Below are 22776 nucleotides of genomic sequence, written 5' to 3'. Positions count from 1 at the left end.
CTTCACGCTGAACGACCGCGTTCCGCGCGGTAGCGGCGCACCAGCGCGTCGGTCGACGAATCCGACTGCGCCGCAGGCGGTTCGTCCTCGGTCAGTACCGGCAGCAACGCCTTGGCCTGGGTCTTGCCCAACTCCACACCCCACTGGTCGAACGAGTCGATGCCCCACACCACGCCCTCGGTGAACACCTGATGCTCATAGAGCGCGATCAGCTGACCGACGACCGACGGCGTCAGCTTGGTCGCCAGGATCGACGTGCTCGGCCGATTGCCCGGCATCACCTTGTGGGGCACCACATCTGACGGTGTGCCCTCATCGGCGATTTCCTCGGCGGTCTTGCCGAAGGCCAGCACCTGCGTCTGGGCGAAGAAGTTGCTCATCAACAGGTCGTGCATGCTGCCGGTGCCGTCGGCGGTGGGCAGGTCGTCGGTCGGTTCGCTGAACCCGATGAAGTCGGCCGGGATCAGCCGGGTGCCCTGATGGATCAACTGGTAGAACGCGTGCTGGCCGTTGGTGCCGGGCTCGCCCCAGAAGATCTCGCCCGTGCGCGTCGTCACCGGCGTGCCGTCGGCGCGCACCGACTTGCCGTTGGACTCCATGGTGAGCTGCTGCAGATACGCCGCGAACCGAGACAGGTCGTTCGAATACGGCAGCACCGCACGGGTTTCCGCACCGAAGAAGTTGTTGTACCAGAGCCCGATCAATCCCAGCAGAACCGGCGCGTTGGCCTCCAGCGGCGCCGTTCGGAAGTGCTCGTCGACCAGATGGAAGCCCTCGAGGAATTCGGCGAACCGCTCCTTGCCGATCGCCGCCATGACACTCAACCCGATGGCGCTGTCGACCGAGTACCGGCCACCCACCCAGTCCCAGAAGCCGAACATGTTCTCGGTGTCGATGCCGAACTCGTCGACCAGTTTCGCATTGGTCGACACCGCCACGAAGTGCTTGCTCACCGCGTCCTCGCCGAGCGCATCGGTGAGCCAGCGCCGCGCCGCCGTCGCGTTGGTCAGGGTCTCCAGCGTCGAGAACGTCTTCGACGCAACGATGAACAGCGTGCTGGCGGGGTCCAGTCCGTCGAGCTTCGCGACCAGGTCCGCGGGATCGACGTTGGACACGAACCGCGCCGACACGCCCGCGTCGACGTAGTGCCGCAGCGCCTGGTACACCATCACCGGCCCCAGATCGGAGCCACCGATACCGATGTTGACCACCGTGGTGATGCGCTCACCGGTCGCGCCGCGCCACTCGCCGCTGCGCAGCCGATCGGTGAATTCCCCCATCCGGTCGAGCACCTCGTGCACGTCGGCCACCACGTCCTGGCCGTCGACGCTCAACTCGGCATCGCGGGGCAGCCGCAGCGCGGTGTGCAGGACAGCGCGGTCCTCCGAGGTGTTGATGTGCTCACCGGAGAACATGGCGTCGCGCCGCTCGGGCAACCCGGCTGCGCGCGCCAGATCGAGCAGCAGATCCAGCGTTTCACGGGTCACCCGGTGCTTGCTGTAGTCGATGTACATGTCGCCCACGGTCAGCGTCAGCTCGGTTCCCCGAGCCGGATCGTCGGCGAAGAGCTGACGCAGATCGGTGCCGCCGATCTGCTCATGGTGCCGGGACAGTGCCTGCCATGCCGATGTGGCCGTGATGTCGGAGGAGCCCATGAAAAGAACCCTAGTGCCGCGACTTGACCGAGGGTGTAAGACGTGGGGTATGGATATAGCCGCGCTGCTGAACTCAGTCCCCACCGGTCTGTGGATCGGTGGTGAGGAGCGGGAGGGCTCGTCGACGTTCGACGTGCTCGACCCCAGCGACGACCAGGTGATCACCAAGGTGGCCGACGCCACCCCCGACGACGCGCGCGCCGCACTCGACGCCGCGTGCGCAGTGCAGGGCGAGTGGGCCGCGACCGCACCGCGCAAGCGCGGCGAGATCCTGCGGTCGGTGTTCGAGACCATCACCGAGCGCGCCGACGACATCGCGGCGTTGATGACGCTGGAGATGGGCAAGGTCGTCGCCGAGAGCAAGGGTGAGGTGACCTACGGCGCCGAGTTCTTCCGGTGGTTCGCCGAGGAGGCGGTCCGCATCGACGGGCGCTACACCGCGAGCCCGGCCGGCACCGGCCGCATCCTGGTCACCAAACAGGCCGTCGGCCCCTGCTACGCCATCACGCCGTGGAACTTCCCGCTGGCCATGGGGACCCGAAAGATGGGGCCCGCCTTTGCCGCCGGCTGCACGATGATCGTCAAGCCGGCCCAGGAGACGCCGCTGACGATGCTGCTGCTGGCCAAGCTGATGGACGAGGCCGGCCTGCCCAAGGGTGTGCTGTCGATCCTGCCGACGAGCAATCCCGGCGGTGTCACCGAGGCGCTGATCGACGACGGTCGCCTGCGCAAGCTGACGTTCACCGGGTCCACCGGCGTGGGCAAAGCACTGGTCAAGCAGTCGGCGGACAAGCTGCTGCGGACGTCGATGGAACTGGGCGGCAACGCACCGTTCATCGTGTTCGACGACGCCGACGTCGACGCCGCGGTCGACGGAGCCATCCTGGCGAAGATGCGCAACGGCGGCGAGGCGTGCACGGCGGCCAACCGGTTTCACGTCGCCAACGCCGTGCGCGAAGAGTTCACCGAGAAGCTGGTGAAGCGGATGAGCGAGTTCACCCTCGGCAAGGGCCTCGACGAGAAGTCGACGCTGGGCCCGCTGATCAACGCCAAGCAGGTCGCCACCGTCACCGAGCTGGTGTCCGACGCGGTCTCCCGCGGCGCGACGGTCGCCGTGGGCGGCGTCGCGCCGGGCGGCCCCGGGAACTTCTATCCGGCCACCGTGCTGACCGACGTGCCGGCCGACGCGCGCATCCTCAAGGAGGAGGTGTTCGGACCCGTCGCCCCCATCACCGGGTTCGACACCGAGGACGAGGGCGTGGCCGCGGCCAACAACACCGAGTACGGGCTGGCCGCCTACGTCTACACACAGTCGTTGGATCGCGCGCTGCGGGTGGCCGAGGGCATCGAATCCGGCATGGTCGGCGTCAACCGTGGCGTGATCTCCGACGCCGCCGCGCCGTTCGGCGGGGTCAAGGAGTCCGGGTTCGGCCGTGAGGGTGGCAGCGAGGGCATCGAGGAGTACCTCGACACGAAATACATTGCGCTGACGAAGTAGCGCGCGCCTTCCCGCTTCCGCGCCCGATCCTCAATAGGCTTCCTTGTTCGAAGGCAAGGAGGGCCACACGAGTTGACTGCCGTGAGCGCGGCGCCGATCCGGGTGGGCCCACGCCGCTATGTCGGTTCGGGCCGGGGGATTCCGGCGCTCGACGGGGTACGGGCCATCGCGGTCGGGCTGGTGCTCGCCGACCACGGGGGCGTGCCGGGCTTGCCGGGCGGATTCCTGGGCGTCGACGTGTTCTTCGTGCTGAGCGGGTTCCTCATCACCTCGTTGCTGATCGACGAGACGACCCGAACCGGGCGGATCGGTCTGCGCGGATTCTGGGTGCGTCGTGCGCGCCGGTTACTTCCCGCGCTCGTGGTGATGGTGCTGGCGGTGGCGGTCGCCCGCGATCTGTTCGCGCCTGAGTCGGTGGCCGGTCTGCGTGAGGAGGCCGTCGCCGCGCTGTTCTGGATGTCGAACTGGATGTTCGTCGCCCAGCACACCGACTACTTCTCGACCGGCGCGCCGCCGTCACCGCTGCAGCACACCTGGTCCCTCGGTGTCGAAGAGCAGTACTACCTACTGTGGCCGCTGCTGATCGTCGGAATCGTCGCGGGGCTGGGCGCCATCGCCTATCGCCGTGGTGTGCCGGTCACCCCGACGATGGTGCGTACTGCGGTGTTCGTGGTGGCCGCGCTGGGCGTCCTCGGCTCGGCGGCGGCGTCGGTCGCGCTGGCGTCGGACGACTCGCTGCACCGGGTGTACTTCGGCACCGACACCCGAATGCAGGCGCTACTGGTCGGCGCTGCCGCGGCGGCGTTGGTGGTGCGGGACTGGCGCGGGATGACAGCCGGTCTGGTGACACTGCGTTCCCGCTGGGCCCGCTGGCTGGCCTGGCTGCTCCCGGTCCTGGGGCTGCTGGTCCTCGCCACGGCGGCGCACCTGGCCGTCGGCACGGCGGCCGAGTTCCGGGGTGGACTGCTCGTCGTCGTCGCCGTGGCGGCGGTGCTGGTGATCGCCCCGGTGGCGCTGGATCAGACCGGTCCGGCCGCGCGCATGCTGTCGATGGGGCCGCTGGTGGGCCTGGGGGCCATCTCCTACGGCGTGTACCTGTGGCACTGGCCGATCTTCCTACTGCTCAACGGTGAACGGACCGGGTCGGAGGGGTGGAAGCTGTTCGCGCTGCGCTGTGCGGCGACGATCGCCGTGGCTGCGGTGTCGTGGTGGCTGATCGAGCAGCCGATCCGGGACTGGCGTCCGGCGTTCGTGCCGATGTTGCGGCTGTCGGCGGCGACGGCCGCGACCGCGGCGGTGGTCGCGATGACCGTGCTTCCGTCCGGTGCGCCGTTCCCCAAGCCCGGGGCGGGGCCGTTGATCGATTCGGCCGCCCTGATCGCCCCCGAGATTCCGGTCGCGGTCACCCAACCGGTACGCCAGCGCGCCCCGGGGGACGTGCGGGTGGCCGTCTTCGGCGATTCGATCGCCTGGACGATCATGCGCTACCTGCCCGACACCCCCGGTGTCGACTTCGCCGACTTCACCACGATCGGCTGCGGCATCGCACGCGGCGGGCCTTATGAATACGTGGGTCAAGAACTGCCGCAGAAGCCGGAATGCGATTCCTGGCCGGCGCGGTGGGCGCAGCGCATCGGCTACGAGAAACCCGATGTGGTTCTGCTGATGGTCGGCCGGTGGGAGGTGGTCGACCGGATGAACGAGGGCCGGTGGACGCACATCGGCGAGCCGGGCTATGACGCCTACTTGCGGGGCGAGCTCACCCGGGCGCTTGACATCCTGGGCTCGACCGGCGCCCGCATCGTCGTCACGACCGAGCCCTACAACCGGCGCGCGGAGAAAGCCGACGGCAGCCTCTATCCCGAGGATCAGCCCAAGCGCGTCGACGCATGGAACACGCTGCTGCGCAGCGTCGCCGAACCACGCCGGAACGTCACGGTGCTCGACCTGAACAGCAAGCTCAGCCCCAACGGCTACTACCAGGCCAAGGTCAACGGGATGGTCGTGCGCGCCGACGGAGTGCACCCCACGCCAGAAGCAGTCGAGTGGCTCACGCCCTGGCTGGTCGACGCCGTCAAGCCCCAGTGAGTTCGGCGTGCCTGTCGTCGCTCAGCGACGGCAATCACGCCGAATCGCCAAAAGATCAGTGGCCGAGGCGGCCGCGGCCCAGGCGCAGCAGCAGCATCGCGAGGTTCTTGCCCTCGGGGCCCAGCACGCTGTAGCGCTCGATGACCTTCATCTCGCGGCTGTGCACCAGGCGGGTACCGCCGGAGGCCATCCGAGCCTTGCCGATCATCTGCGAGACCTCGGTGCGCCGCTGCACGGCCTCGAGGATCGCCGCGTCGAGGCGATCGATCTCCTGGCGCAGGTCAGCAATGTCTGGGATATCGGGCGTCTGTGCGGTGTCGGTCGTCATGTCGTTCTCCGGATTCTCGTCGTGTGACTGGTCTGGTCTCATCCGGTTCCGGGCCTCACACAGAAAACGAGCCCCGGGTCCGGAAGCGGACCGCGGGGCTGAAGGGGGAAGCAGCTAGACCACGGGCACCGCTGGCCGGTACCCGTAGAAAAATCGTTGCTCCTGACAAAGCACTCACTGAGTGTGCCATCACCTGACGTGCCAGCGCAAAGACTGTCACCGTTCGGCGGTAGGTTTGGGGCAGTATGTCGATCGTTACCACTGAAACCGATGAGCTCTTGGACGGGCTCAATCCCCAGCAGCGGCAGGCCGTCCTCCACGAGGGCACCCCGCTGCTCATCGTCGCCGGAGCGGGCTCCGGAAAGACCGCGGTACTCACCCGCCGCATCGCCTACCTGCTCGCGGCCCGCGAGGTCGGCGTGGGCCAGGTGCTCGCGATCACGTTCACCAACAAGGCCGCGGCCGAGATGCGCGAGCGTGTGGCGCAACTGGTCGGTCCGCGGGCCCGCAACATGTGGGTGTCGACGTTCCACTCGACCTGCGTGCGGATTCTGCGCAACCAGGCGTCGCTGCTGCCCGGCCTGAACTCGAACTTCTCGATCTACGACGCCGACGATTCCCGCCGTCTGCTGCTGATGATCGGCAAGGACATGGGCCTGGACACCAAGAAGTTCTCACCGCGTCTGCTGTCCAACGGCATCTCCAACCTCAAGAACGAGCTGATCGGTCCCGAGCAGGCGGCCGCCGAGGCCTCCGAGGCCGCCGAGGATCTCGCCCGCGTGATCGCCGAGGTCTACGCCGAATACCAGCGCCGCCTGCGCGCGGCCAACGCGCTGGACTTCGACGACCTGATCGGCGAGACGGTCGCCGTGCTGCAGGCGTTCCCGCAGATCGCGCAGTACTACCGGCGTCGCTTCCGGCACATCCTCGTCGACGAATACCAGGACACCAACCATGCGCAGTACGTGCTGGTGCGAGAGCTCGTCGGCACCGAAACGGTCGATGGGGTCGCGCCCGCCGAGCTGTGCGTCGTCGGCGACGCCGACCAGTCCATTTACGCGTTCCGCGGCGCCACGATCCGCAACATCGAGGATTTCGAGCGCGACTATCCCAGTGCCACAACGATTCTGCTCGAACAGAACTACCGCTCCACGCAGACGATCCTGAACGCGGCCAACGCCGTCATCGCGCGCAACGCCGGTCGCCGGGAGAAGCGGCTCTGGACCGACGCGGGCGAAGGGGAACTGATCGTCGGCTACGTCGCCGACAACGAGCATGACGAGGCCCGGTTCGTCGCGCAGGAGATCGACGCACTCGCCGACAGCCAGGGCGATTTCTCGTACAACGACGTCGCGGTGTTCTACCGCACCAACAACTCCTCCCGCGCCCTCGAGGAGGTGTTCATCCGCGCGGGCATCCCGTACAAGGTCGTCGGCGGCGTGCGCTTCTACGAGCGCCGCGAGATCCGCGACATCGTCGCCTATCTGCGGGTGCTCGACAATCCCGGTGACTCGGTCAGCATGCGGCGCATCCTGAACACCCCCCGCCGCGGCATCGGTGACCGCGCCGAGGCATGCGTGGCGGTGCACGCCGAGAACACCGGCGGAAGCTTCAACGATGCCCTGGTGGCCGCCGCCGAGGGCAAGGTACCGATGCTCAATACCCGTGCGGAGAAGGCGATCGCCGGCTTCGTCGAGATGCTCGACGAGCTCCGGGGCGGGCTCGACGGCGAACTGGGTGAGCTGGTCGAGTCGGTGCTCGACCGCACCGGATATCGCGCCGAGCTCGAATCGTCGAGCGATCCGCAGGATCTGGCCCGCCTCGACAACCTCAACGAATTGGTCAGCGTCGCACACGAATTCAGCATCGATCTGGCCAACGCACGCGCTCTCGCCGAGGAGGACGCCGAGCCCGAGGACGAGGACGTCCCCGACACCGGGGTGCTGGCCTCGTTCCTCGAACGCGTGTCGCTGGTGGCCGACGCCGACGACATCCCCGAACACGGGTCCGGCGTGGTGACGATGATGACGCTGCACACCGCCAAGGGCCTGGAGTTCCCGGTGGTCTTCGTGACCGGGTGGGAGGACGGCATGTTCCCGCACATGCGGGCCCTCGGCGACCCCGTGGAGCTCTCGGAGGAACGCCGGCTGGCGTACGTGGGCATCACCCGGGCCCGTCAGCGGCTCTACCTCACCCGAGCAAAGGTCCGCTCGTCATGGGGGCAACCGATGCTCAACCCGGAATCGCGCTTCCTGCGGGAGATTCCGCAGGAGCTGATCAATTGGCGGCGCGTCGAGGCCCCGCCGTCGCACTTCTCGGCGCCGGTGAGCGGGGCGGGCCGGTTCGGTACGCCCCGCCCATCGCCCGCGCGTTCGTCGGCAGGTAAGAGGCCGCTGCTGGTGCTCGAGCCCGGCGACCGCGTCACCCACGACAAGTACGGTCTCGGTCGCGTGGAAGAGGTGTCGGGGATGGGGGAGTCGGCGATGTCGCTGATCGACTTCGGCAGCGCCGGGCGCGTCAAGCTCATGCACAACCACGCGCCGGTCAGCAAGCTCTAGGACCGTCCCCAGCGCGCTGTCTCAGGGAGCAGCGCGAGCACGATCGACGCCACCGGGAGCACCGGCATGGCGTAGACGAGGGCCGGTAGTGCGGCGCCCGCGACGAACAGCCCCGCGAAGATCAGCAGCGCGATCGCCGCGCCGACGATCACCAGCAGCCGGCCCATCCTGCGTCGCAGCAGCAGCGCGATCAACCCGCCGATGGTCGCGGCCGCGGAGATCGCGGCGAGGAAGCCGATGGCGACGCAGAACAGCGGGTCGGTCGCCGACCAGCCGGAGATCAGATTGGTCGCGATGACCGCGGTCGCCCACCCGGACAGGATGCTGACGACGGCGGTGGCGATCGCGGAGCGGGCGGGCACGTGCGGTGCGCGCGGAGGGCCGACGGCGACGGGCTGGGCCCGCGGCAGATATCCGGTCGCGGGCTCTGCCGACGCGGGGAACTCACCGGTCGGATGACGCCTGATGATCGACGTGGCCGGCTCGGCCGATTCCGAGACGGGTTGCGAGCCGGTGTTCAGCGGTGCGCGACGCAGGATCCGTGTCTCTGCGTCACCGTGCTGCTCGGGTGCCTCGCCTGCGTCGCCGGCCACTCAGCCAACGTAGCTGCCGGGGGACAATCCCCGCTTGGCCAGCCACCCGACGGGATCGACCCGGTCGGTGCCGCCGAGAAGCACTTCGAAGTGCAGATGGGGGCCGGTCGAGTTGCCTCGGTTGCCCATCGTCGCGATCTGATCGCCGGCCATGACGCGCTGCCCCACGCTGACGAGCCAGGTGTTGATGTGGCCGTACAGGGTCACGGTGCCGTCGGAATGCTTGAGCTTGACCCAGGCGCCGTAGCCGGCGGTCGGGCCGACGTCGATGACGACGCCGTCGGCGGCTGCCAGGATCGGGGTGCCGATGGAGTTCGCGATGTCGATGCCGCCGTGCAGGACACCCCAGCGGAAGCCGAAGCCGGACGTCCACACCCCGCGGGTCGGCATCGCGAACTGCGGGCGGGCCAGGCGCGCTTCGCGTTCCGCGCGTTCCTGCGCGAAGGCGGCAGCCTTGGTGATCTCTTCGGCGTGGATCGCGGAGTTCGCCGCGGGGGCCACGGTGACGATCTGCATGCCGTCCACCGACCCGGTGATGACGCCGGAGCCGCCCATCGTGGTCGTGTCCGACGCGAGCACCGTCTCTGCAGGCTGCTTCTCCGCGGCCGTGGTGACGCTGTACGCCCCGGCGGCGGTCGCACCCACGGCCATCGCGGCGACCATCAGGCGGCCTTTGACGGGGACCTCGGGCTTGCGGTGCTGACCGGTGCGGCCACGCATGTCGATGACGTCGGTGGTGGCTGTGCCGTCGCTGCGGTCTGTGTGGCTGGCGCGGTACGCGCGTGAGCTGCGTGGGGTGCTGCTCGAGGCGCGGAATTCGGCGGGCACGAGGCGCAGGGGTTCGAGATCGTCGGTGTCCAGCAGATCGTCGAGTTCGGGGGCGTGGATGACCTGGGTGTCACGGTCGAACACGTCGTCGGACGCGCAATCGAGGTCGCGCAGATCGCCGAGCGCGCCGAACTCGTTGAACGGAATGATGTCGGTGACTTCAGTGGCTTCAGGTGCCGCGAGGGCCTCAGAGAAGCGAGGCGATCGATGCTGAGCCAACCTGAGACGTCCTAATCTGTCGTGAGCCGTCGTGACCAGACCGTTATCTAGACCACAGGACGTTAACCAAATTCCAATGGAGATGCCAACCCGGGACTGTAGTCGATCGAAGAATGTGACCTGAATCACGATTGGGGCCGGGTGAGATCGACCACATGTCAGGCGGGCGGTGCCAATGAGGAAAAGCCGGGTCGATACAGTTCCCCCGGAGCCCGTCGGGCACACATCTACCAGCCGCCGACAGACAGGGATGGTCTGAGAGTCCATGGACCTCTTCGAGTACCAAGCGAAAGAACTGTTCGCCAAGCACAACGTTCCCACCACGCCGGGTCGGGTCACCGACAGCGCCGAGGATGCGAAGGCCATCGCCGAGGAGATCGGCAAGCCGGTCATGGTGAAGGCGCAGGTCAAGGTCGGCGGCCGCGGTAAAGCCGGCGGTGTGAAGTACGCCGCGACGCCGGACGACGCCCTCACCCACGCCCAGAACATCCTGGGCCTCGACATCAAGGGTCACGTCGTCAAGAAGTTGCTGGTCGCCGAGGCGAGCGACATCGCCGAGGAGTACTACATCTCCTTCCTGCTCGACCGGGCCAACCGCACCTACCTGGCCATGTGCTCGGTCGAGGGCGGTGTGGAGATCGAAGAGGTCGCCGCCACCAAGCCGGACCGCCTGGCTCGCATCTCCGTCGACGCGACCAAGGGCGTCGACGAGGCGTTCGCTCGCGAGATCGCCGAGAAGGGTCACCTGCCCGCCGAGGTGCTCGACGCCGCGGCGGTCACCATCGCCAAGCTGTGGGAGGTCTTCGTCAAAGAGGACGCCACGCTGGTCGAGGTGAACCCACTGGTGCGCACGCCGGACGATCAGATCCTCGCGCTCGACGGCAAGGTCACTCTCGATGCGAACGCCGACTTCCGCCATCCCGAGCACGCCGAGTTCGAGGACAAGGACGCCACCGATCCGCTCGAGCTGAAGGCCAAGGAGAACGACCTCAACTACGTCAAGCTCGACGGCCAGGTCGGCATCATCGGCAACGGCGCGGGCCTGGTGATGTCCACCCTCGATGTCGTCGCCTACGCGGGGGAGAAGCACGGCGGCGTGAAGCCGGCCAACTTCCTCGACATCGGCGGCGGCGCGTCGGCCGAGGTGATGGCCAACGGCCTCGACGTGATCCTGGGTGACGATCAGGTCAAGAGCGTGTTCGTCAACGTCTTCGGCGGAATCACCGCCTGCGACGCGGTCGCCAACGGCATCGTCAAGGCTCTGCAGATCCTGGGCGACGAGGCCAACAAGCCGCTGGTCGTGCGACTGGACGGCAACAACGTCGACGAGGGCCGGCGCATTCTCGCCGAGGCCGACCATCCGTTGGTCATCCAGGCCGACACCATGGACTCCGGCGCCGACAAGGCCGCCGAGCTGGCTAACAAGTAGCGGACTTAGGGAAACGAAGAAATGTCTATCTTCCTCAACAAGGATTCCAAGGTCATCGTCCAGGGCATCACCGGCGGCGAGGGCACCAAGCACACCAAGCTGATGCTCAAGGCCGGCACCCAGATCGTGGGCGGTGTGAACGCGCGCAAGGCCGGCACCACGGTCAAGCACGAGAACTCCGACGGCCAGGAGGTCGAGCTGCCGGTGTTCGGCAGCGTCGCCGAGGCGATGAAGGAGACCGGCGCCGATGTCTCCATCGCGTTCGTGCCGCCGGCTTTCTCCAAGGACGCCATCATCGAGGCGATCGACGCCGAGATCCCGCTGCTCGTGGTCATCACCGAGGGAATTCCGGTGCAGGACACCGCTTTCGCGTGGGCCTACAACAAAGACAAGGGCGAGAAGACCCGGATCATCGGGCCCAACTGCCCCGGCATCATCACCCCGGGCGAGTCGCTGGTCGGCATCACGCCGAACAACATCACCGGCAAGGGCCCGATCGGCCTGGTGTCGAAGTCCGGCACGCTGACCTACCAGATGATGTACGAGCTTCGTGATCTCGGCTTCTCGACCGCGATCGGTATCGGCGGCGACCCGGTCATCGGCACCACGCACATCGACGCCATCGAGGCGTTCGAGAAGGATCCTGAGACTAAGGTCATCGTGATGATCGGCGAGATCGGCGGCGACGCCGAAGAGCGGGCAGCCGACTACATCAAGGCCAATGTGAGCAAGCCGGTCGTCGGCTACGTGGCGGGCTTCACCGCGCCCGAGGGCAAGACCATGGGGCACGCGGGCGCGATCGTGTCCGGCTCGTCGGGCACCGCGGCCGCCAAGAAGGAGGCTCTCGAGGCCGCCGGGGTCAAGGTCGGCAAGACGCCGTCGGAGACCGCGAAGCTGGCCCGGGAGATCTTCGAGAACCTGTAGCTCCCTTCCATCCGCGAGCGCGCGCGTTTGTACAGCGACACACCGTCGCAACCGTACAAAGGCGCGCGCTCGTCGCGTTCCAGCGCGCGGTGCGTCACCCGTAGTCGCGCAGCGTCATCACCGCGCCGACGCAGGCCGCGACCGCAGCGGCGATGTAGATGAGTGTCGATACCCAGGTGATGTGCACCGACGCCGCCACCCAGCACGACAGAAACGCCGCCGCCACCAGACATGCGCCGTAGAACACCGTGCGTTGGGGATGTTCGCCGCGGGCCATGCTGGAGGAGTACCCGGTCGACCCCGATACAAGAACTGGAACCGGTTCTATTAGCCTCTCGAATCAACACCTGTCAGGAGGCCCGTCATGCCGATCGATCCGCGCACCCCGATCCTGGTCGGCGTCGGCCAGTTCACCGAGCGCATCGACGACCCCGGCTACCGCGGCATGTCGGCCGTGGAGCTGGCGACCGAGGCCGCACGGGCGGCGCTCGCCGACACCGGTGCGGATGCGTCCTCAGTGGCAGGCGCCATCGACACGGTCTTCGGGCTGCGCCAGTTCGAGATCTCGGGTCCGATGCCGGCGACGCTCGGCAAGTCCAACAACTATCCGCGCTCGGTGATGCAGCGCCTCGGAGGTAACCCGGCACGCGTCGTGCTCGAGCCTGTGGGCGGGCAGGGCCCGCAGAAGTTGGTCGCCGAGGCAGGGAACGCGATCGTCGCCGGGGACGCCGACGTGGTGATGATCATGGGGTCGGAGCCGGGGTCGACGGCCAAGTACTTCGCCGACCGAGATGACAAGCCCGATTTCACCGAGCATGTCGAGGGTCAGCTCGAGGACCGCGGGCACGGGATCTACAGCTACATCGACGAATACACCGTGACGCACGGATTGACCGGCGCCCCGGTGCAATACGGGTTGCTCGACAACGCACGCCGGGCCCGCCTCGGCGTCGGCGTGAAGGAATATCGCCACGCGATGGCCGAGCTGTTCGCGCCGATGTCGAAAGTCGCTGCGAAGAACCCGTTCTCGTCGTCCCCGGTGGAGCGCTCGGTCGAGGAGATCGAAACGGTCACCGACGACAACCGGATGATCTGCGATCCCTATCCGCGGTATCTCGTCGCTCGCGACACCGTGAACCAAGGTGCCGCACTGATCGTCATGTCCGTCGAGGCGGCCCGGCGCCACGGGGTACCGCAGGAGAAGTGGGTGTTCGTGCACGGGCACTCGGATCTCGTCGAGCAGGCTCTGTTGAGCCGGGCGGACATGGGTGCCAGCCCTGCGGCCGTGCATGCGGTTCACGAGGCGCTGCGCGTGGCCGGCGTCGGTGTCGACGACATCGCGACATTCGATCTGTACAGCTGCTTCCCCTTTCCGGTGTTCGTGGCGAGCGAGGCGCTCGGAGTGTCCGGTGACGATCCCCGCGGCCTGACCCTGACCGGCGGCCTGCCCTACTTCGGGGGTCCGGGCAACAGCTACTCGGCGCACGCGATCGCCGAGACCGTGGTCCAGATGCGCGACAAGCCAGGGCGATTCGGCTTCGTCGGCGCCAACGGCGGCATCATGAGCAAGTATTCGGCCGGCATCTATTCCACCCAACCCGCGCAATGGCGGACGTCCCGCAGCGCCGAGCTCACCGAGCAGGTGGCTGCGCTGCCGACGGTTCCGGTGACCAAGAAACCCGAGGGATCGGGTGTTGTCGAGACGTACTCGGTGCACTACGACTGGCCGGTGCGCACCGGGATCATCGTCGGACGTCTCGACGCCGACGGTTCCCGCTTCATGGCGACCACGACCGACGAGGAATTGGTCGCGCTGATGTCTGACGGCGACCCGCTGGGCGCGAACATCTCGGTCACGGCGACGGACGACGGCAACCGGGCGGTTCTGCGCTAGAACAGCGTGGTTGCGGCCGGGGCCTCCGGCGCATCAATTCACACCAGCGCGCTGAGCTTGCCTGCGAGCCGTTCCACGTAGGCGGCGACCTCGTCGGGGCTGCGATCGGGGAAACCGAACAGCACCTCGGTGACGCCGAGCTCGCGCCAGTGGGCCAGCTTGTCCGGGTCGGGCTTGAAGTCCAGCGCGACGATCTGCGGCGCTCCGTCCCGACCGGCGGCAGCCCACGTGTCCTGCAGCAGCTTCACCGGTGCGTCGATGTCGAAGTCACGCGGGGTGGTGATCCAGCCGTCGGCCGACTTCGCGATCCACTTGAAGTTCTTCTCGGTGCCCGCGGCGCCGACGAGCACCGGGATGTGCGACTGCACCGGCTTGGGCCACGCCCAGGACGGACCGAAGTTCACGAACTCGCCCTCGTAGGCGGCCTCTTCCTCGGTCCACAGCGCCCGCATGGCCTCCAGATACTCGCGCAGCATGGTGCGGCGGCGCGCGGGAGGCACGTTGTGATCGGCGAGTTCGTCGGTGTTCCAACCGAATCCGACGCCAAGGGACACCCGGCCGCCGGACAGGTGATCCAGCGTGGCGATGGACTTCGCCAGCGTGATCGGGTCGTGCTCGACGGGCAGCGCCACCGCGGTGGACAACCGGACCCGCGACGTCACCGCGGCCGCGGTGCCCAGCGACACCCACGGATCCAGGGTGCGCATGTAGCGATCGTCGGGCAGGGTCTCGTCGCCGGTGGTCGGGTGAGCGGCCTGGCGCTTGATCGGGATGTGGGTGTGCTCGGGCACGTAGAAGGTGGAGAAGCCGTGCTCGTCGGCGAGCGAGGCGGCCGCCGCGGGCGTGATGCCGCGGTCGGAGGTGAACAGCACCAACCCAAAGTCCATGGAAAGAATTAGAACGTGTTCCAATATGCGTCCGCAAGTGGGGTGCGTGAGTAGCCGGATGCTCCGATTCGGGTAGCGGGCTACTCAAGACCTGGACCGGCGGCCGCGGGACAGTTCCGGCATGAACGCAACGACGCCGATCCGGGACCGGGTCGGGGAATGGATACGACGCTACCTGCCGTGCGAAATAGCCGGCACCGCAGGAGAATTCGGAGCCGCCGCGGCGGTCTACGCGGCCACCGGGTCACTGGCCGCCGCAGCCGTCGCGGCGACGGTCGGCGCATCGGGCGGCTACTACGCGGCGGCATTCCTGACCGCTCTGCGCTGGACCTACCGCGACCACAGCCACCGCAGCCGCGGCGCCCGCATCGTCGTGTCCGTGCTGCTGGCGCTACGCAGTGTCGCGATCGAGTTCGGCCCCGCCGAACTGATCGACAGCATCGCCGTACGGCCGCTCGCCTTCTATCTCGGGCCTGCGGTGTTCGGCAACGTCGCGGCCGGCTGGATCTTCGGCAAGTTGGTCTCCGACGTCGCGTTCTACGGGTGCGCCGTCTTCAGCTACGAACGCTTCACCACGCTGCTGGCGCATCGCCGTCCGATCGAGAAAGGGAGCGGTCATGAACCCGCACCGACGGTCTCAGCTGCGTGAGCAGCTGCGCGGCGCTGCGTCGCACTGGACCCGGCTGGCCGAGGCGTACGGCACCCCGCTTCTCGTGCTCGAACCGCATCGGGTCGCGCGACGTCTGCGCGAACTGCAGACTGCGCTGCCGGGATTCGACGTGCACTACGCGGTCAAGGCCTTGCCGCACCCCGTCGTGCTGTCCACCGTCGCGATCTGCGGCGGCGGCTTCGACGTGGCGACGCGCGGCGAGGTGGATCTCCTCGGCCGCCTCGGTCTGCCGATGCACCGCGGCATCCACACCAACCCCATCAAGAAGCCCGCCGACATCGATCACGCCTACGCCGCCGGAATCCGCACGTTCGTCGTCGAGAACGTCGCCGAGGTGCAGAAGTTCACGGGCCGCCCCGCCGACATCGAGCTCCTGGTCCGCCTCGCCTACGCCAATCCCGCAGCGAAATCGGACCTGTCCTCCAAATTCGGAGTGGCGCCCGCGGACGCCGAACTGCTGGTCAAGCACGTGCTGACCAGCGGAGTCGGATTCGCAGGGTTCAGCTTCCACGTGGGCAGCCAGAGCAGCTCGACGGAACCGTTCCGACGGGCACTCCAGCACACCCTCGACCTCACCGGTCACATCGAAGCCACCCTGGGGGTACCGACGCGCACGATCGACATCGGCGGCGGATTCCCCGTCAGTTATCGCGACCCCGAACCGCCCATCTCCGAGATCGGCGCCATCGTCGACGACGTCCTCGGGACGCGGCGCGATGACTTCAGGTTGCTGTGCGAGCCGGGCCGGTTTCTCGCCGCCGACTGCATGACGTTGCTCACGACGGTGGTCGGCAGCGGCGAGCGAGCGGGCCGGATGTGGCACTACCTCGACGACGGGCTCTACGGCAGCTATTCGAACGTGATGACCGAGGACGTCCACCCGCCGATCCTGGCGCTGGCCGAGCTGATGGGACAGAGCGAGCCGGCCCTGCACCCGGTGACGTTGGCCGGACCGACCTGCGACAGCGCCGACGTGATCGCTCGCGACTACCCGATGCCCGCGCTCGTCGTCGGCGACATCCTCGTCAGCCCGATGATGGGCGCCTACACCGCGGTCACCGCGTCGCGCTTCAACGGCATCGAGGCCACCCCGATCGTCATGGGATGAGTTCGCCTCACCGCGATCAATACCGATGACCCCGGCGCGGTGGCCCGCTTCGATGGCACCTCATGACGACCGAACGCATCGCCGAGAACGTCTCCTTCGCCTACTGGGTGCCCAACGTCAGCGGCGGGCTGGTGACCAGCGATATCGAGCAGCGAACCGACTGGAACTACGACTACAACGTCAAGCTCGCGCAGACGGCCGAGAACAACGGGTTCGACTACGCGCTGTCCCAGGTGCGCTACGAAGCCAGCTACGGCGCGGAGTACCAGCACGAGTCGACCAGCTTCAGCCTCGCGCTGCTGCTGGCCACCCAGCGGCTCAAGGTGATCGCCGCCGTCCACCCGGGGCTGTGGCAGCCCGGCGTGCTGGCCAAGCTCGGCGCCACCGCCGACCAGCTCTCGCACGGCCGGTTCGCCGTCAACGTCGTGTCCGGCTGGTTCAAAGACGAGTTCACCCACCTCGGTGAGCCGTGGCTCGAACACGACGAGCGCTACCGCCGCAGCGCCGAATTCCTGCAGGTCCTGCGCAAGATCTGGACCGAGGACGACGTGGATTTCCGCGGCGACTTCTACCGCATCCACGAGTTCACCCTCAAGCCCAAACCGGTCAACACGCCCGAGCGGCCGAACCCGGAGATCTTCCAGGGCGGAAACTCGACCGCCGCCCGTCGCAACGGGGGCCGCTACGCGGACTGGTATTTCTCCAACGGCAAGGACTTCGAGGGCGTCACCGAGCAGATCGTCGACGTCCGCAACCATGCCCGGGAGGTCGACCGCGAGGTGAAGTTCGGTCTGAACGGGTTCATCATCGCCAGAGACACCGAGAAAGAAGCGAAAGACGTGCTGCGCGAGATCGTCGAGAAGGCCAACCGCCCCGCAGTCGAGGGCTTCCGCTCGGCGGTGCAGCAGGCCGGCAACTCCACGGCCGACGGCAAGGGAATGTGGGCCGACTCGACCTTCGCGGACCTCGTGCAGTACAACGACGGCTTCCGCACCCAGCTGATCGGCACGCCGGAACAGATCGCCGAGCGCATCGCGGCGTATCGCAAGCGGGGCGTCGACCTGATCCTCGGCGGATTCCTGCACTTCCAGGAGGAGATCGAGTACTTCGGCGACAAGGTGTTGCCGCTCGTCCGCGAGATCGAGGCCACCGAACGGTCGGCGAGCGACACACCGGTGCTGATCCCCGCCTAGTGGCCGCCTCCGCCGCGCGGGGTCCCCAGCGACGTGCGCTAGCGTGGTTCATCGAATCGCTCAGGCGATCCGTCGGGATCGCAGTCGCCTGCGTCGACACATCGACTGACCGTGTCGATCGATGATGTCGATTCAGGCGCCCGCACACCACAGGAGATGTCATGTCGTATCCGCAAGGCCCGACCGGAGGCCACGGCTACCAGCCGGGTCAGCAGCCGACCACACAGTTCAGCGCGCCGACGCAGCAGTTCGCCCGGGTCGGTGAACCCGGCCCCGGCGCTGACGGTCCCAGCAGGCTGCCCGAGTACCTGAGCGCGGCCGTCGCCGGCCTCGGTCTGCTCGCCTACCTGTCGTACTTCGCGCCGCAGTTCACCGTGGAGTCCTCCGATTTCCCGGGTCTGGGTGAGCTCAGCGGCAGCTCTGTCGGACTGGGCATCGCCGTCGTCGCATCGCTCCTCGGTGCGCTCGTCGCCGGTGTCGGCCTGCTGCCCAAGCAGAAGCACCGGGTCGCGGTGGCCGCGGTCGCGTCCGTACTGGGATTCCTGCTGGTCATCTCGGAAGTGCTCAACAAGCCCAGTGGCACCACTGTCGCGTGGGGTCTGTGGCTGGTGACCGCGTTCACGCTGCTGCAGGCCGCGGTCGCGGTCGTCGTCCTGCTGTTCGACGCCGGTGTCCTCACGGCGCCGGCCCCGCGGCCGAAGTACGAGCAGCCACAATACGGCCAGTACCCCGGCGCGTACTACGGCCAGCAGCCGGGCCAGCCCGGTCAGCAGCAGCACGGTCAGCCCCAGCAGCAGCGTCCCGGCTACCCGACGCCGTACGGCGGCTACCCCGGCTCCGGCCCGTCGACCGGCGGATTCCCCGCCACGTCCCCGTCGGGGCAGCAGCCGTCGGGCCCGCAGTCGGGTCAGCAGCCCTCCGGTGGTCAGTCGGGTTCGCCGACGCCGCCCACCGGTTACCCGACCTACGGCCAGCCGCCGTCGAGCGGCGCCCCGACGACGCAGGTCCCCACACAACACCAGTCCTCGCCGTCCTCGCAGTCGGGCCAGTCCTCCTCGTAGTGTCACCAGCGTCGTGGTGTCAGGCGCGTCGTGGTGTCCAGCGCGTCGTAGTCTCGAGCCCGCGTGCGTGACCGTCGCGCGTCCGAGAGCGTCTTCCAGGAGCGGCCCGTCCCGTGAACACAGCCCCACGCGCGGGTAACACGCCAGGCTCAGCGGGCCCACGCCAGGCTCGTGAACTGCTGCGGGTGGCGTTCGGGCCGTCGTTGGTCGCGTTGGTGGTCATCGCGGCGATCGTGCTGCTGCAGCTGCTCATCGCCAACAGCGACATGACGGGGGCGCTCGGTGCCATCGCGAGCATGTGGCTCGGTGTGCATCAGGTGCCGGTGTCGATCGGGGGCAGTGCGCTCGGAGTGATGCCGTTGTTGCCGGCCCTGGCGATGGTCTACGGCACGGCGCGCACCACCGCGGCTGCGGTGACTCACACGTCGTGGTTCGTGACCCGCTGGGTGGTGGCCTCAGCCGTGGGCGGGCCGCTGCTGATCGCGGCGCTGTGTCTGGCGGTGATCCACGACGCCGCCTCCGTGCTGACGCAATTGCAGACGCCGGATGCCACGCGGGCCTTCGCCAGCGTGCTGACGGTGCACCTGCTGGGAGCCGCCGCGGGCGTCGGGGCCCGGGTGGGCCGGCGGCTGCTGCGCCCGCCGCTGCCCGCCTGGCTGCCGGACGCGTTCCGTGGCGCGGCGGTCGGGGTGCTCGCCCTGTGCGCGCTGTCCGCGGCGGTGGTGGCGGGGTCATTGATCGTGCACTGGTCGACGATGGACGATCTCTACTCGATCACCGACTCGCTGTTCGGCCAACTGAGCCTGACGGTGCTCTCGCTGCTGTACCTGCCCAATGTCGTGGTGGGCGCCGCGGCGGTCGCGGTGGGCTCCAGCGCCCATGTCGGTCTGGCCACCTTCAGCGCCTTCACGGTGCTGGGCGGTGACGTACCGGCCCTACCGGTGCTGGCGGCCGTGCCCACTCCACCGCTGGGTCCTGTGTGGGTGGCGCTGCTGATCGTGGGAGCGGTGTCCGGGGTGGCGCTCGGTCAGCAGTGTGCGCGGCGGGCGCTGCCTCCCCCGCAGGCGCTGGCGAAGGTGCTGGTGGCCTCCGCTCTCGGCGCCGCGACGATGGCGCTGCTGGGCTACGCGGGCGGCGGGCCGCTGGGCAACTTCGGCGACGTGGGCGTGGACCAGGCCACGTTCGGTCCTGCTGTGTTCGTGTGGTTCGCCGGCATCGGTGCGTTGACCGTCGCCATGTCGGGCGGTTTCGCACCCCGGGTGCGCACGTCCACGCCCGTCGAGGCTCCGGACGACGAGCCCGAGCCCGCCGATGTCGAAGTCGATCCCGACACCGTCGTCGTCGACCCCGAGAGCGCCGCAGGAGAACCCGTCGTCGAGCCGGCAACCGAGCCGCTCGTCGAGCCGACGCCCGCGCACCGGGACTCCGCCACCGCCGGCGACCTGAACGACCCGGATGACCTGGACGATCCGGAGGACCATTTCGTGGCCGACGACGACATGCGTTCGGGCCGCGACGGCACCACCCACTAGGCTTCCAGCCGTGCAGCCACCGGTCCGGGTCCCCCCGAGTGCGCCGTCGCGGCTCGTGGTCCTCGCATCCGGCACCGGCTCCTTGCTCGCGTCGCTGCTCGAGGCCGCGGTCGGCGATTACCCCGCGCGCGTCGTCGCGGTCGGTACCGACCGCGAGTGCAGGGCACTGCAGATCGCCGAGCGGGCGGCGATCCCGACGTTCACCGAGCCGTTGCGCGCCCACCCCGATCGCAACGCGTGGGATGCCGCGATCACTGCGGCCACGGCGGCGCACGAGCCGGACCTGGTGGTCTCGGCGGGCTTCATGAAAATCCTTGGATCGGAGTTTCTTTCGCGATTCCCGGGACGGGTGGTCAACACTCATCCGGCGCTGCTGCCGGCGTTCCCCGGCGCACACGCCGTCGCCGACGCACTGGCCTACGGCGTCCGCGTCACCGGCTGCACCGTCCATCTCGTCGACGCGGGAACCGACACCGGCCCGATCGTCGCGCAGCAGGCGGTGCCCGTGCTCGACGGCGACGACGAAGCCACGCTGCACGAACGGATCAAGGTGATCGAACGAGAACTTCTGGTGGATGTCCTGGCGGCGCTGGCCACCCGCGGCGTCACCTGGACAGGACGAAAGGCGACCATAGGATGACCGACAACGACGGCAGGCGGCGTATCCGCCGCGCCCTGATCAGCGTCTACGACAAGACCGGGCTGGTGCCGCTGGCCCAGGGTCTGCACGAGGCGGGCGTCAGCATCGTCTCGACCGGTTCGACGGCGAAAACCATTGCAGAAGCCGGTGTTCCGGTGACCCCGGTGGAGGACGTGACCGGGTTCCCCGAGGTGCTCGACGGCCGGGTGAAGACCCTGCATCCCCGCGTGCACGCCGGGTTGCTCGCCGATCAGCGCAAGGCCGAGCATGTTTCGGCGCTCGAGGACCTCGGCGTCGAAGCCTTCGAACTCGTCGTCGTGAACCTGTATCCGTTCACCCAGACCGTGAATTCCGGGGCCGGCGTCGACGAGTGCGTCGAGCAGATCGACATCGGCGGTCCGTCGATGGTGCGCGCGGCGGCCAAGAACCATCCCAGCGTCGCGGTCGTCGTGGAACCGCTGGGTTACGACGGTGTGCTGGCCGCGGTACGCGCCGGCGGGTTCACGCTCGCAGAGCGAAAGAAGTTGGCGTCGTTGGCTTTCCGTCACACCGCGGAGTACGACGTCGCGGTGGCGTCGTGGATGGAGTCGGTGCTGGCGCCCGAGGCTGACGCCGAGGCCGGCGCCGCCTCTCTGCCGCCGTGGTTCGGCGCGACGTTCCGGCGCACCGCGGTGCTGCGCTACGGCGAGAACCCGCATCAGCAGGCCGCGCTGTACAGCGACGACGGCGGCTGGCCGGGTCTGGCTCAGGCAGAACAGTTGCACGGCAAGGAGATGTCGTACAACAACTACACCGATGCCGATGCTGCGTGGCGGGCGGCGTTCGATCACGAGGACATCTGCGTGGCGATCATCAAGCACGCCAACCCCTGCGGCATCGCGGTCTCGGCAGTGTCGGTGGCCGACGCGCACCGCAAGGCCCACGAATGCGACCCGCTGTCGGCGTTCGGCGGCGTGATCGCCACCAACACCGAGGTCAGCGTCGAGATGGCCGAGACGGTCGCGGGAATCTTCACCGAGGTGATCGTCGCGCCCGCCTACGAGCCCGGCGCGGTGGAGGTGCTGAGCGGGAAGAAGAACATCCGCATCCTGGTGGCCTCGGAGCCGCAGGACGGGGGTACGGAGTTCCGGCAGGTGAGCGGCGGCCTGCTGGTGCAGCAGCGCGACGCCGTCGACGCCTCGGGTGACGACCCCGCGAACTGGACGTTGGCGACCGGTACGCCGGCCGATCCCGCCGTGCTGGCCGACCTGGTGTTCGCGTGGCGGACCTGCCGGGCGGTCAAGTCGAACGCGATCGTGATCGCCAAGGACGGCGCCACCGTCGGCGTCGGCATGGGTCAGGTCAACCGCGTCGACGCCGCGCGGCTGGCGGTCGAGCGGGCCGGTGATCGCACGCAGGGCGCTGTCGCGGCCTCGGATGCGTTCTTCCCGTTCCCCGACGGGCTGCAGACGTTGACGCAGGCCGGCGTCACAGCCGTCGTGCATCCCGGCGGCTCGATGCGCGACGACGAGGTGACCGCGGCTGCCGCGGAAGCCGGGATCACGCTGTACCTCACCGGAGCGCGTCACTTCGCGCACTGACGACCTCCGGCGAGCGCGCGCAAAATGCCTGCAAGATGCGGTGTGTTGCGTGCAGACCCGCGCGCTCGCCGGGAACAGTCGTAGCGTGGAG

General features: G+C 68.3%; 19 protein-coding genes. 13 read left to right on the top strand and 6 right to left on the bottom strand.

The annotated features are described in order from the left end of the window. Positions 1 to 2: 2 nt before the first annotated feature. On the bottom strand, positions 3 to 1655 hold the full coding sequence (gene pgi / locus MHN84_RS03585) for a glucose-6-phosphate isomerase (RefSeq protein WP_241203268.1): 1653 nt from the start codon (positions 1653 to 1655) through the stop codon (positions 3 to 5). A 49-nt stretch (positions 1656 to 1704) separates the two neighbouring features. On the opposite strand from pgi, the gene MHN84_RS03580 reads away from it, so the two are divergent. Together MHN84_RS03580 and MHN84_RS03575 are read left to right on the top strand one after the other, a co-directional pair. Continuing rightward, positions 1705 to 3153, top strand: a complete 1449-nt coding sequence (locus tag MHN84_RS03580; RefSeq protein WP_241203267.1) for an NAD-dependent succinate-semialdehyde dehydrogenase — start codon at positions 1705 to 1707, stop codon at positions 3151 to 3153. Between the two features lie 72 nt (positions 3154 to 3225). Beyond that, on the top strand, positions 3226 to 5241 hold the full coding sequence (locus MHN84_RS03575; RefSeq protein ID WP_255729899.1) for an acyltransferase family protein: 2016 nt from the start codon (positions 3226 to 3228) through the stop codon (positions 5239 to 5241). Between the two features lie 55 nt (positions 5242 to 5296). Here MHN84_RS03575 and MHN84_RS03570 read toward each other — a convergent pair whose 3' ends face one another. Next, on the bottom strand, positions 5297 to 5611 hold the full coding sequence (locus tag MHN84_RS03570; protein WP_255729898.1) for a chorismate mutase: 315 nt from the start codon (positions 5609 to 5611) through the stop codon (positions 5297 to 5299). Between the two features lie 203 nt (positions 5612 to 5814). Here MHN84_RS03570 and pcrA point away from each other — a divergent pair, with 203 nt between their 5' ends. Further along, complete coding sequence (gene pcrA / locus MHN84_RS03565) at positions 5815 to 8127, top strand: DNA helicase PcrA (protein WP_241203265.1); 2313 nt, start codon at positions 5815 to 5817, stop codon at positions 8125 to 8127. Here pcrA and MHN84_RS03560 read toward each other — a convergent pair. Together MHN84_RS03560 and MHN84_RS03555 are read right to left on the bottom strand one after the other, a co-directional pair. Beyond that, positions 8124 to 8720, bottom strand: a complete 597-nt coding sequence (locus tag MHN84_RS03560; RefSeq protein ID WP_241203264.1) for a hypothetical protein — start codon at positions 8718 to 8720, stop codon at positions 8124 to 8126. The genes pcrA and MHN84_RS03560 overlap by 4 nt on opposite strands. After that, positions 8721 to 9767: a M23 family metallopeptidase gene (locus tag MHN84_RS03555; RefSeq protein WP_241203263.1), complete on the bottom strand. Its 1047-nt coding sequence runs from the start codon at positions 9765 to 9767 to the stop codon at positions 8721 to 8723. A gap of 265 nt (positions 9768 to 10032) precedes the next feature. On the opposite strand from MHN84_RS03555, the gene sucC reads away from it, so the two are divergent. Together sucC and sucD are read left to right on the top strand one after the other, a co-directional pair. Next, the gene (gene sucC, locus MHN84_RS03550; protein WP_241203262.1) at positions 10033 to 11196 is read left to right on the top strand and encodes an ADP-forming succinate--CoA ligase subunit beta; all 1164 of its coding nucleotides are present in this window, start codon (positions 10033 to 10035) and stop codon (positions 11194 to 11196) included. Between the two features lie 21 nt (positions 11197 to 11217). After that, a complete protein-coding gene (sucD, locus tag MHN84_RS03545) occupies positions 11218 to 12120 on the top strand; it encodes a succinate--CoA ligase subunit alpha (RefSeq protein WP_241203261.1) in 903 nt (300 codons plus the stop codon). 94 nt (positions 12121 to 12214) lie between these two features. Here the strand turns inward: sucD and MHN84_RS03540 are convergent, their stop codons facing one another. Further along, a complete protein-coding gene (locus MHN84_RS03540; RefSeq protein WP_241203260.1) occupies positions 12215 to 12397 on the bottom strand; it encodes a hypothetical protein in 183 nt (60 codons plus the stop codon). A gap of 87 nt (positions 12398 to 12484) precedes the next feature. On the opposite strand from MHN84_RS03540, the gene MHN84_RS03535 reads away from it, so the two are divergent. Further along, a complete protein-coding gene (locus MHN84_RS03535) occupies positions 12485 to 14014 on the top strand; it encodes an acetyl-CoA acetyltransferase (RefSeq protein ID WP_241203259.1) in 1530 nt (509 codons plus the stop codon). A 38-nt stretch (positions 14015 to 14052) separates the two neighbouring features. On the opposite strand, the gene MHN84_RS03530 is transcribed toward MHN84_RS03535, so the two are convergent. Further along, positions 14053 to 14901, bottom strand: coding sequence for an LLM class F420-dependent oxidoreductase (locus MHN84_RS03530; protein ID WP_241203258.1), 849 nt, complete (start codon positions 14899 to 14901; stop codon positions 14053 to 14055). Positions 14902 to 15022: 121 nt separating this feature from the next. On the opposite strand from MHN84_RS03530, the gene MHN84_RS03525 reads away from it, so the two are divergent. From MHN84_RS03525 to purH, 7 genes are all read left to right on the top strand, one after another. Next, positions 15023 to 15550, top strand: a complete 528-nt coding sequence (locus tag MHN84_RS03525; protein ID WP_241203257.1) for a hypothetical protein — start codon at positions 15023 to 15025, stop codon at positions 15548 to 15550. Beyond that, on the top strand, positions 15519 to 16679 hold the full coding sequence (locus MHN84_RS03520) for a type III PLP-dependent enzyme (RefSeq protein ID WP_241203256.1): 1161 nt from the start codon (positions 15519 to 15521) through the stop codon (positions 16677 to 16679). The genes MHN84_RS03525 and MHN84_RS03520 overlap by 32 nt, the downstream gene beginning before the upstream one ends. Positions 16680 to 16741: 62 nt before the next feature. Next, a complete protein-coding gene (gene sfnG / locus MHN84_RS03515; RefSeq protein WP_241203255.1) occupies positions 16742 to 17872 on the top strand; it encodes a dimethylsulfone monooxygenase SfnG in 1131 nt (376 codons plus the stop codon). Between the two features lie 161 nt (positions 17873 to 18033). After that, a complete protein-coding gene (locus MHN84_RS03510; protein WP_241203254.1) occupies positions 18034 to 18933 on the top strand; it encodes a DUF5336 domain-containing protein in 900 nt (299 codons plus the stop codon). Between the two features lie 113 nt (positions 18934 to 19046). Further along, entirely contained in the window at positions 19047 to 20465 is a 1419-nt protein-coding gene (locus MHN84_RS03505) for a DUF6350 family protein (RefSeq protein ID WP_241203253.1), read from the top strand. A 10-nt stretch (positions 20466 to 20475) separates the two neighbouring features. Then, on the top strand, positions 20476 to 21105 hold the full coding sequence (purN, locus tag MHN84_RS03500) for a phosphoribosylglycinamide formyltransferase (RefSeq protein WP_241203252.1): 630 nt from the start codon (positions 20476 to 20478) through the stop codon (positions 21103 to 21105). Beyond that, positions 21102 to 22685 carry a bifunctional phosphoribosylaminoimidazolecarboxamide formyltransferase/IMP cyclohydrolase gene (gene purH, locus MHN84_RS03495; RefSeq protein ID WP_241203251.1) on the top strand — a complete coding sequence of 528 codons (1584 nt, stop codon included), beginning with the start codon at positions 21102 to 21104 and terminating at the stop codon, positions 22683 to 22685. Before purN ends, purH begins: the two co-directional genes overlap by 4 nt. Positions 22686 to 22776: the final 91 nt, after the last annotated feature.

Source organism: Mycobacterium sp. PSTR-4-N (assembly GCF_022348085.1).
Classification (GTDB): domain Bacteria; phylum Actinomycetota; class Actinomycetes; order Mycobacteriales; family Mycobacteriaceae; genus Mycobacterium.
The sequence above is the reverse complement of the archived record's forward strand: the minus strand, read 5'-3'. Positions and strand labels throughout refer to the sequence as shown.

What these genes read in the sequence shown, in the direction of transcription:
- pgi (WP_241203268.1), bottom strand. Translation starts at nt 1,655, where the DNA reads ATGGGCTCCTCCGACATCACGGCCACATCGGCATGGCAGGCACTGTCC.
- MHN84_RS03580 (WP_241203267.1), top strand. Translation starts at nt 1,705, where the DNA reads ATGGATATAGCCGCGCTGCTGAACTCAGTCCCCACCGGTCTGTGGATC.
- MHN84_RS03570 (WP_255729898.1), bottom strand. Translation starts at nt 5,611, where the DNA reads ATGAGACCAGACCAGTCACACGACGAGAATCCGGAGAACGACATGACG.
- pcrA (WP_241203265.1), top strand. Translation starts at nt 5,815, where the DNA reads ATGTCGATCGTTACCACTGAAACCGATGAGCTCTTGGACGGGCTCAAT.
- sucC (WP_241203262.1), top strand. Translation starts at nt 10,033, where the DNA reads ATGGACCTCTTCGAGTACCAAGCGAAAGAACTGTTCGCCAAGCACAAC.
- sucD (WP_241203261.1), top strand. Translation starts at nt 11,218, where the DNA reads ATGTCTATCTTCCTCAACAAGGATTCCAAGGTCATCGTCCAGGGCATC.
- MHN84_RS03540 (WP_241203260.1), bottom strand. Translation starts at nt 12,397, where the DNA reads ATGGCCCGCGGCGAACATCCCCAACGCACGGTGTTCTACGGCGCATGT.
- MHN84_RS03535 (WP_241203259.1), top strand. Translation starts at nt 12,485, where the DNA reads ATGCCGATCGATCCGCGCACCCCGATCCTGGTCGGCGTCGGCCAGTTC.
- MHN84_RS03530 (WP_241203258.1), bottom strand. Translation starts at nt 14,901, where the DNA reads ATGGACTTTGGGTTGGTGCTGTTCACCTCCGACCGCGGCATCACGCCC.
- MHN84_RS03525 (WP_241203257.1), top strand. Translation starts at nt 15,023, where the DNA reads ATGAACGCAACGACGCCGATCCGGGACCGGGTCGGGGAATGGATACGA.
- MHN84_RS03520 (WP_241203256.1), top strand. Translation starts at nt 15,519, where the DNA reads ATGAACCCGCACCGACGGTCTCAGCTGCGTGAGCAGCTGCGCGGCGCT.
- sfnG (WP_241203255.1), top strand. Translation starts at nt 16,742, where the DNA reads ATGACGACCGAACGCATCGCCGAGAACGTCTCCTTCGCCTACTGGGTG.
- MHN84_RS03510 (WP_241203254.1), top strand. Translation starts at nt 18,034, where the DNA reads ATGTCGTATCCGCAAGGCCCGACCGGAGGCCACGGCTACCAGCCGGGT.
- purH (WP_241203251.1), top strand. Translation starts at nt 21,102, where the DNA reads ATGACCGACAACGACGGCAGGCGGCGTATCCGCCGCGCCCTGATCAGC.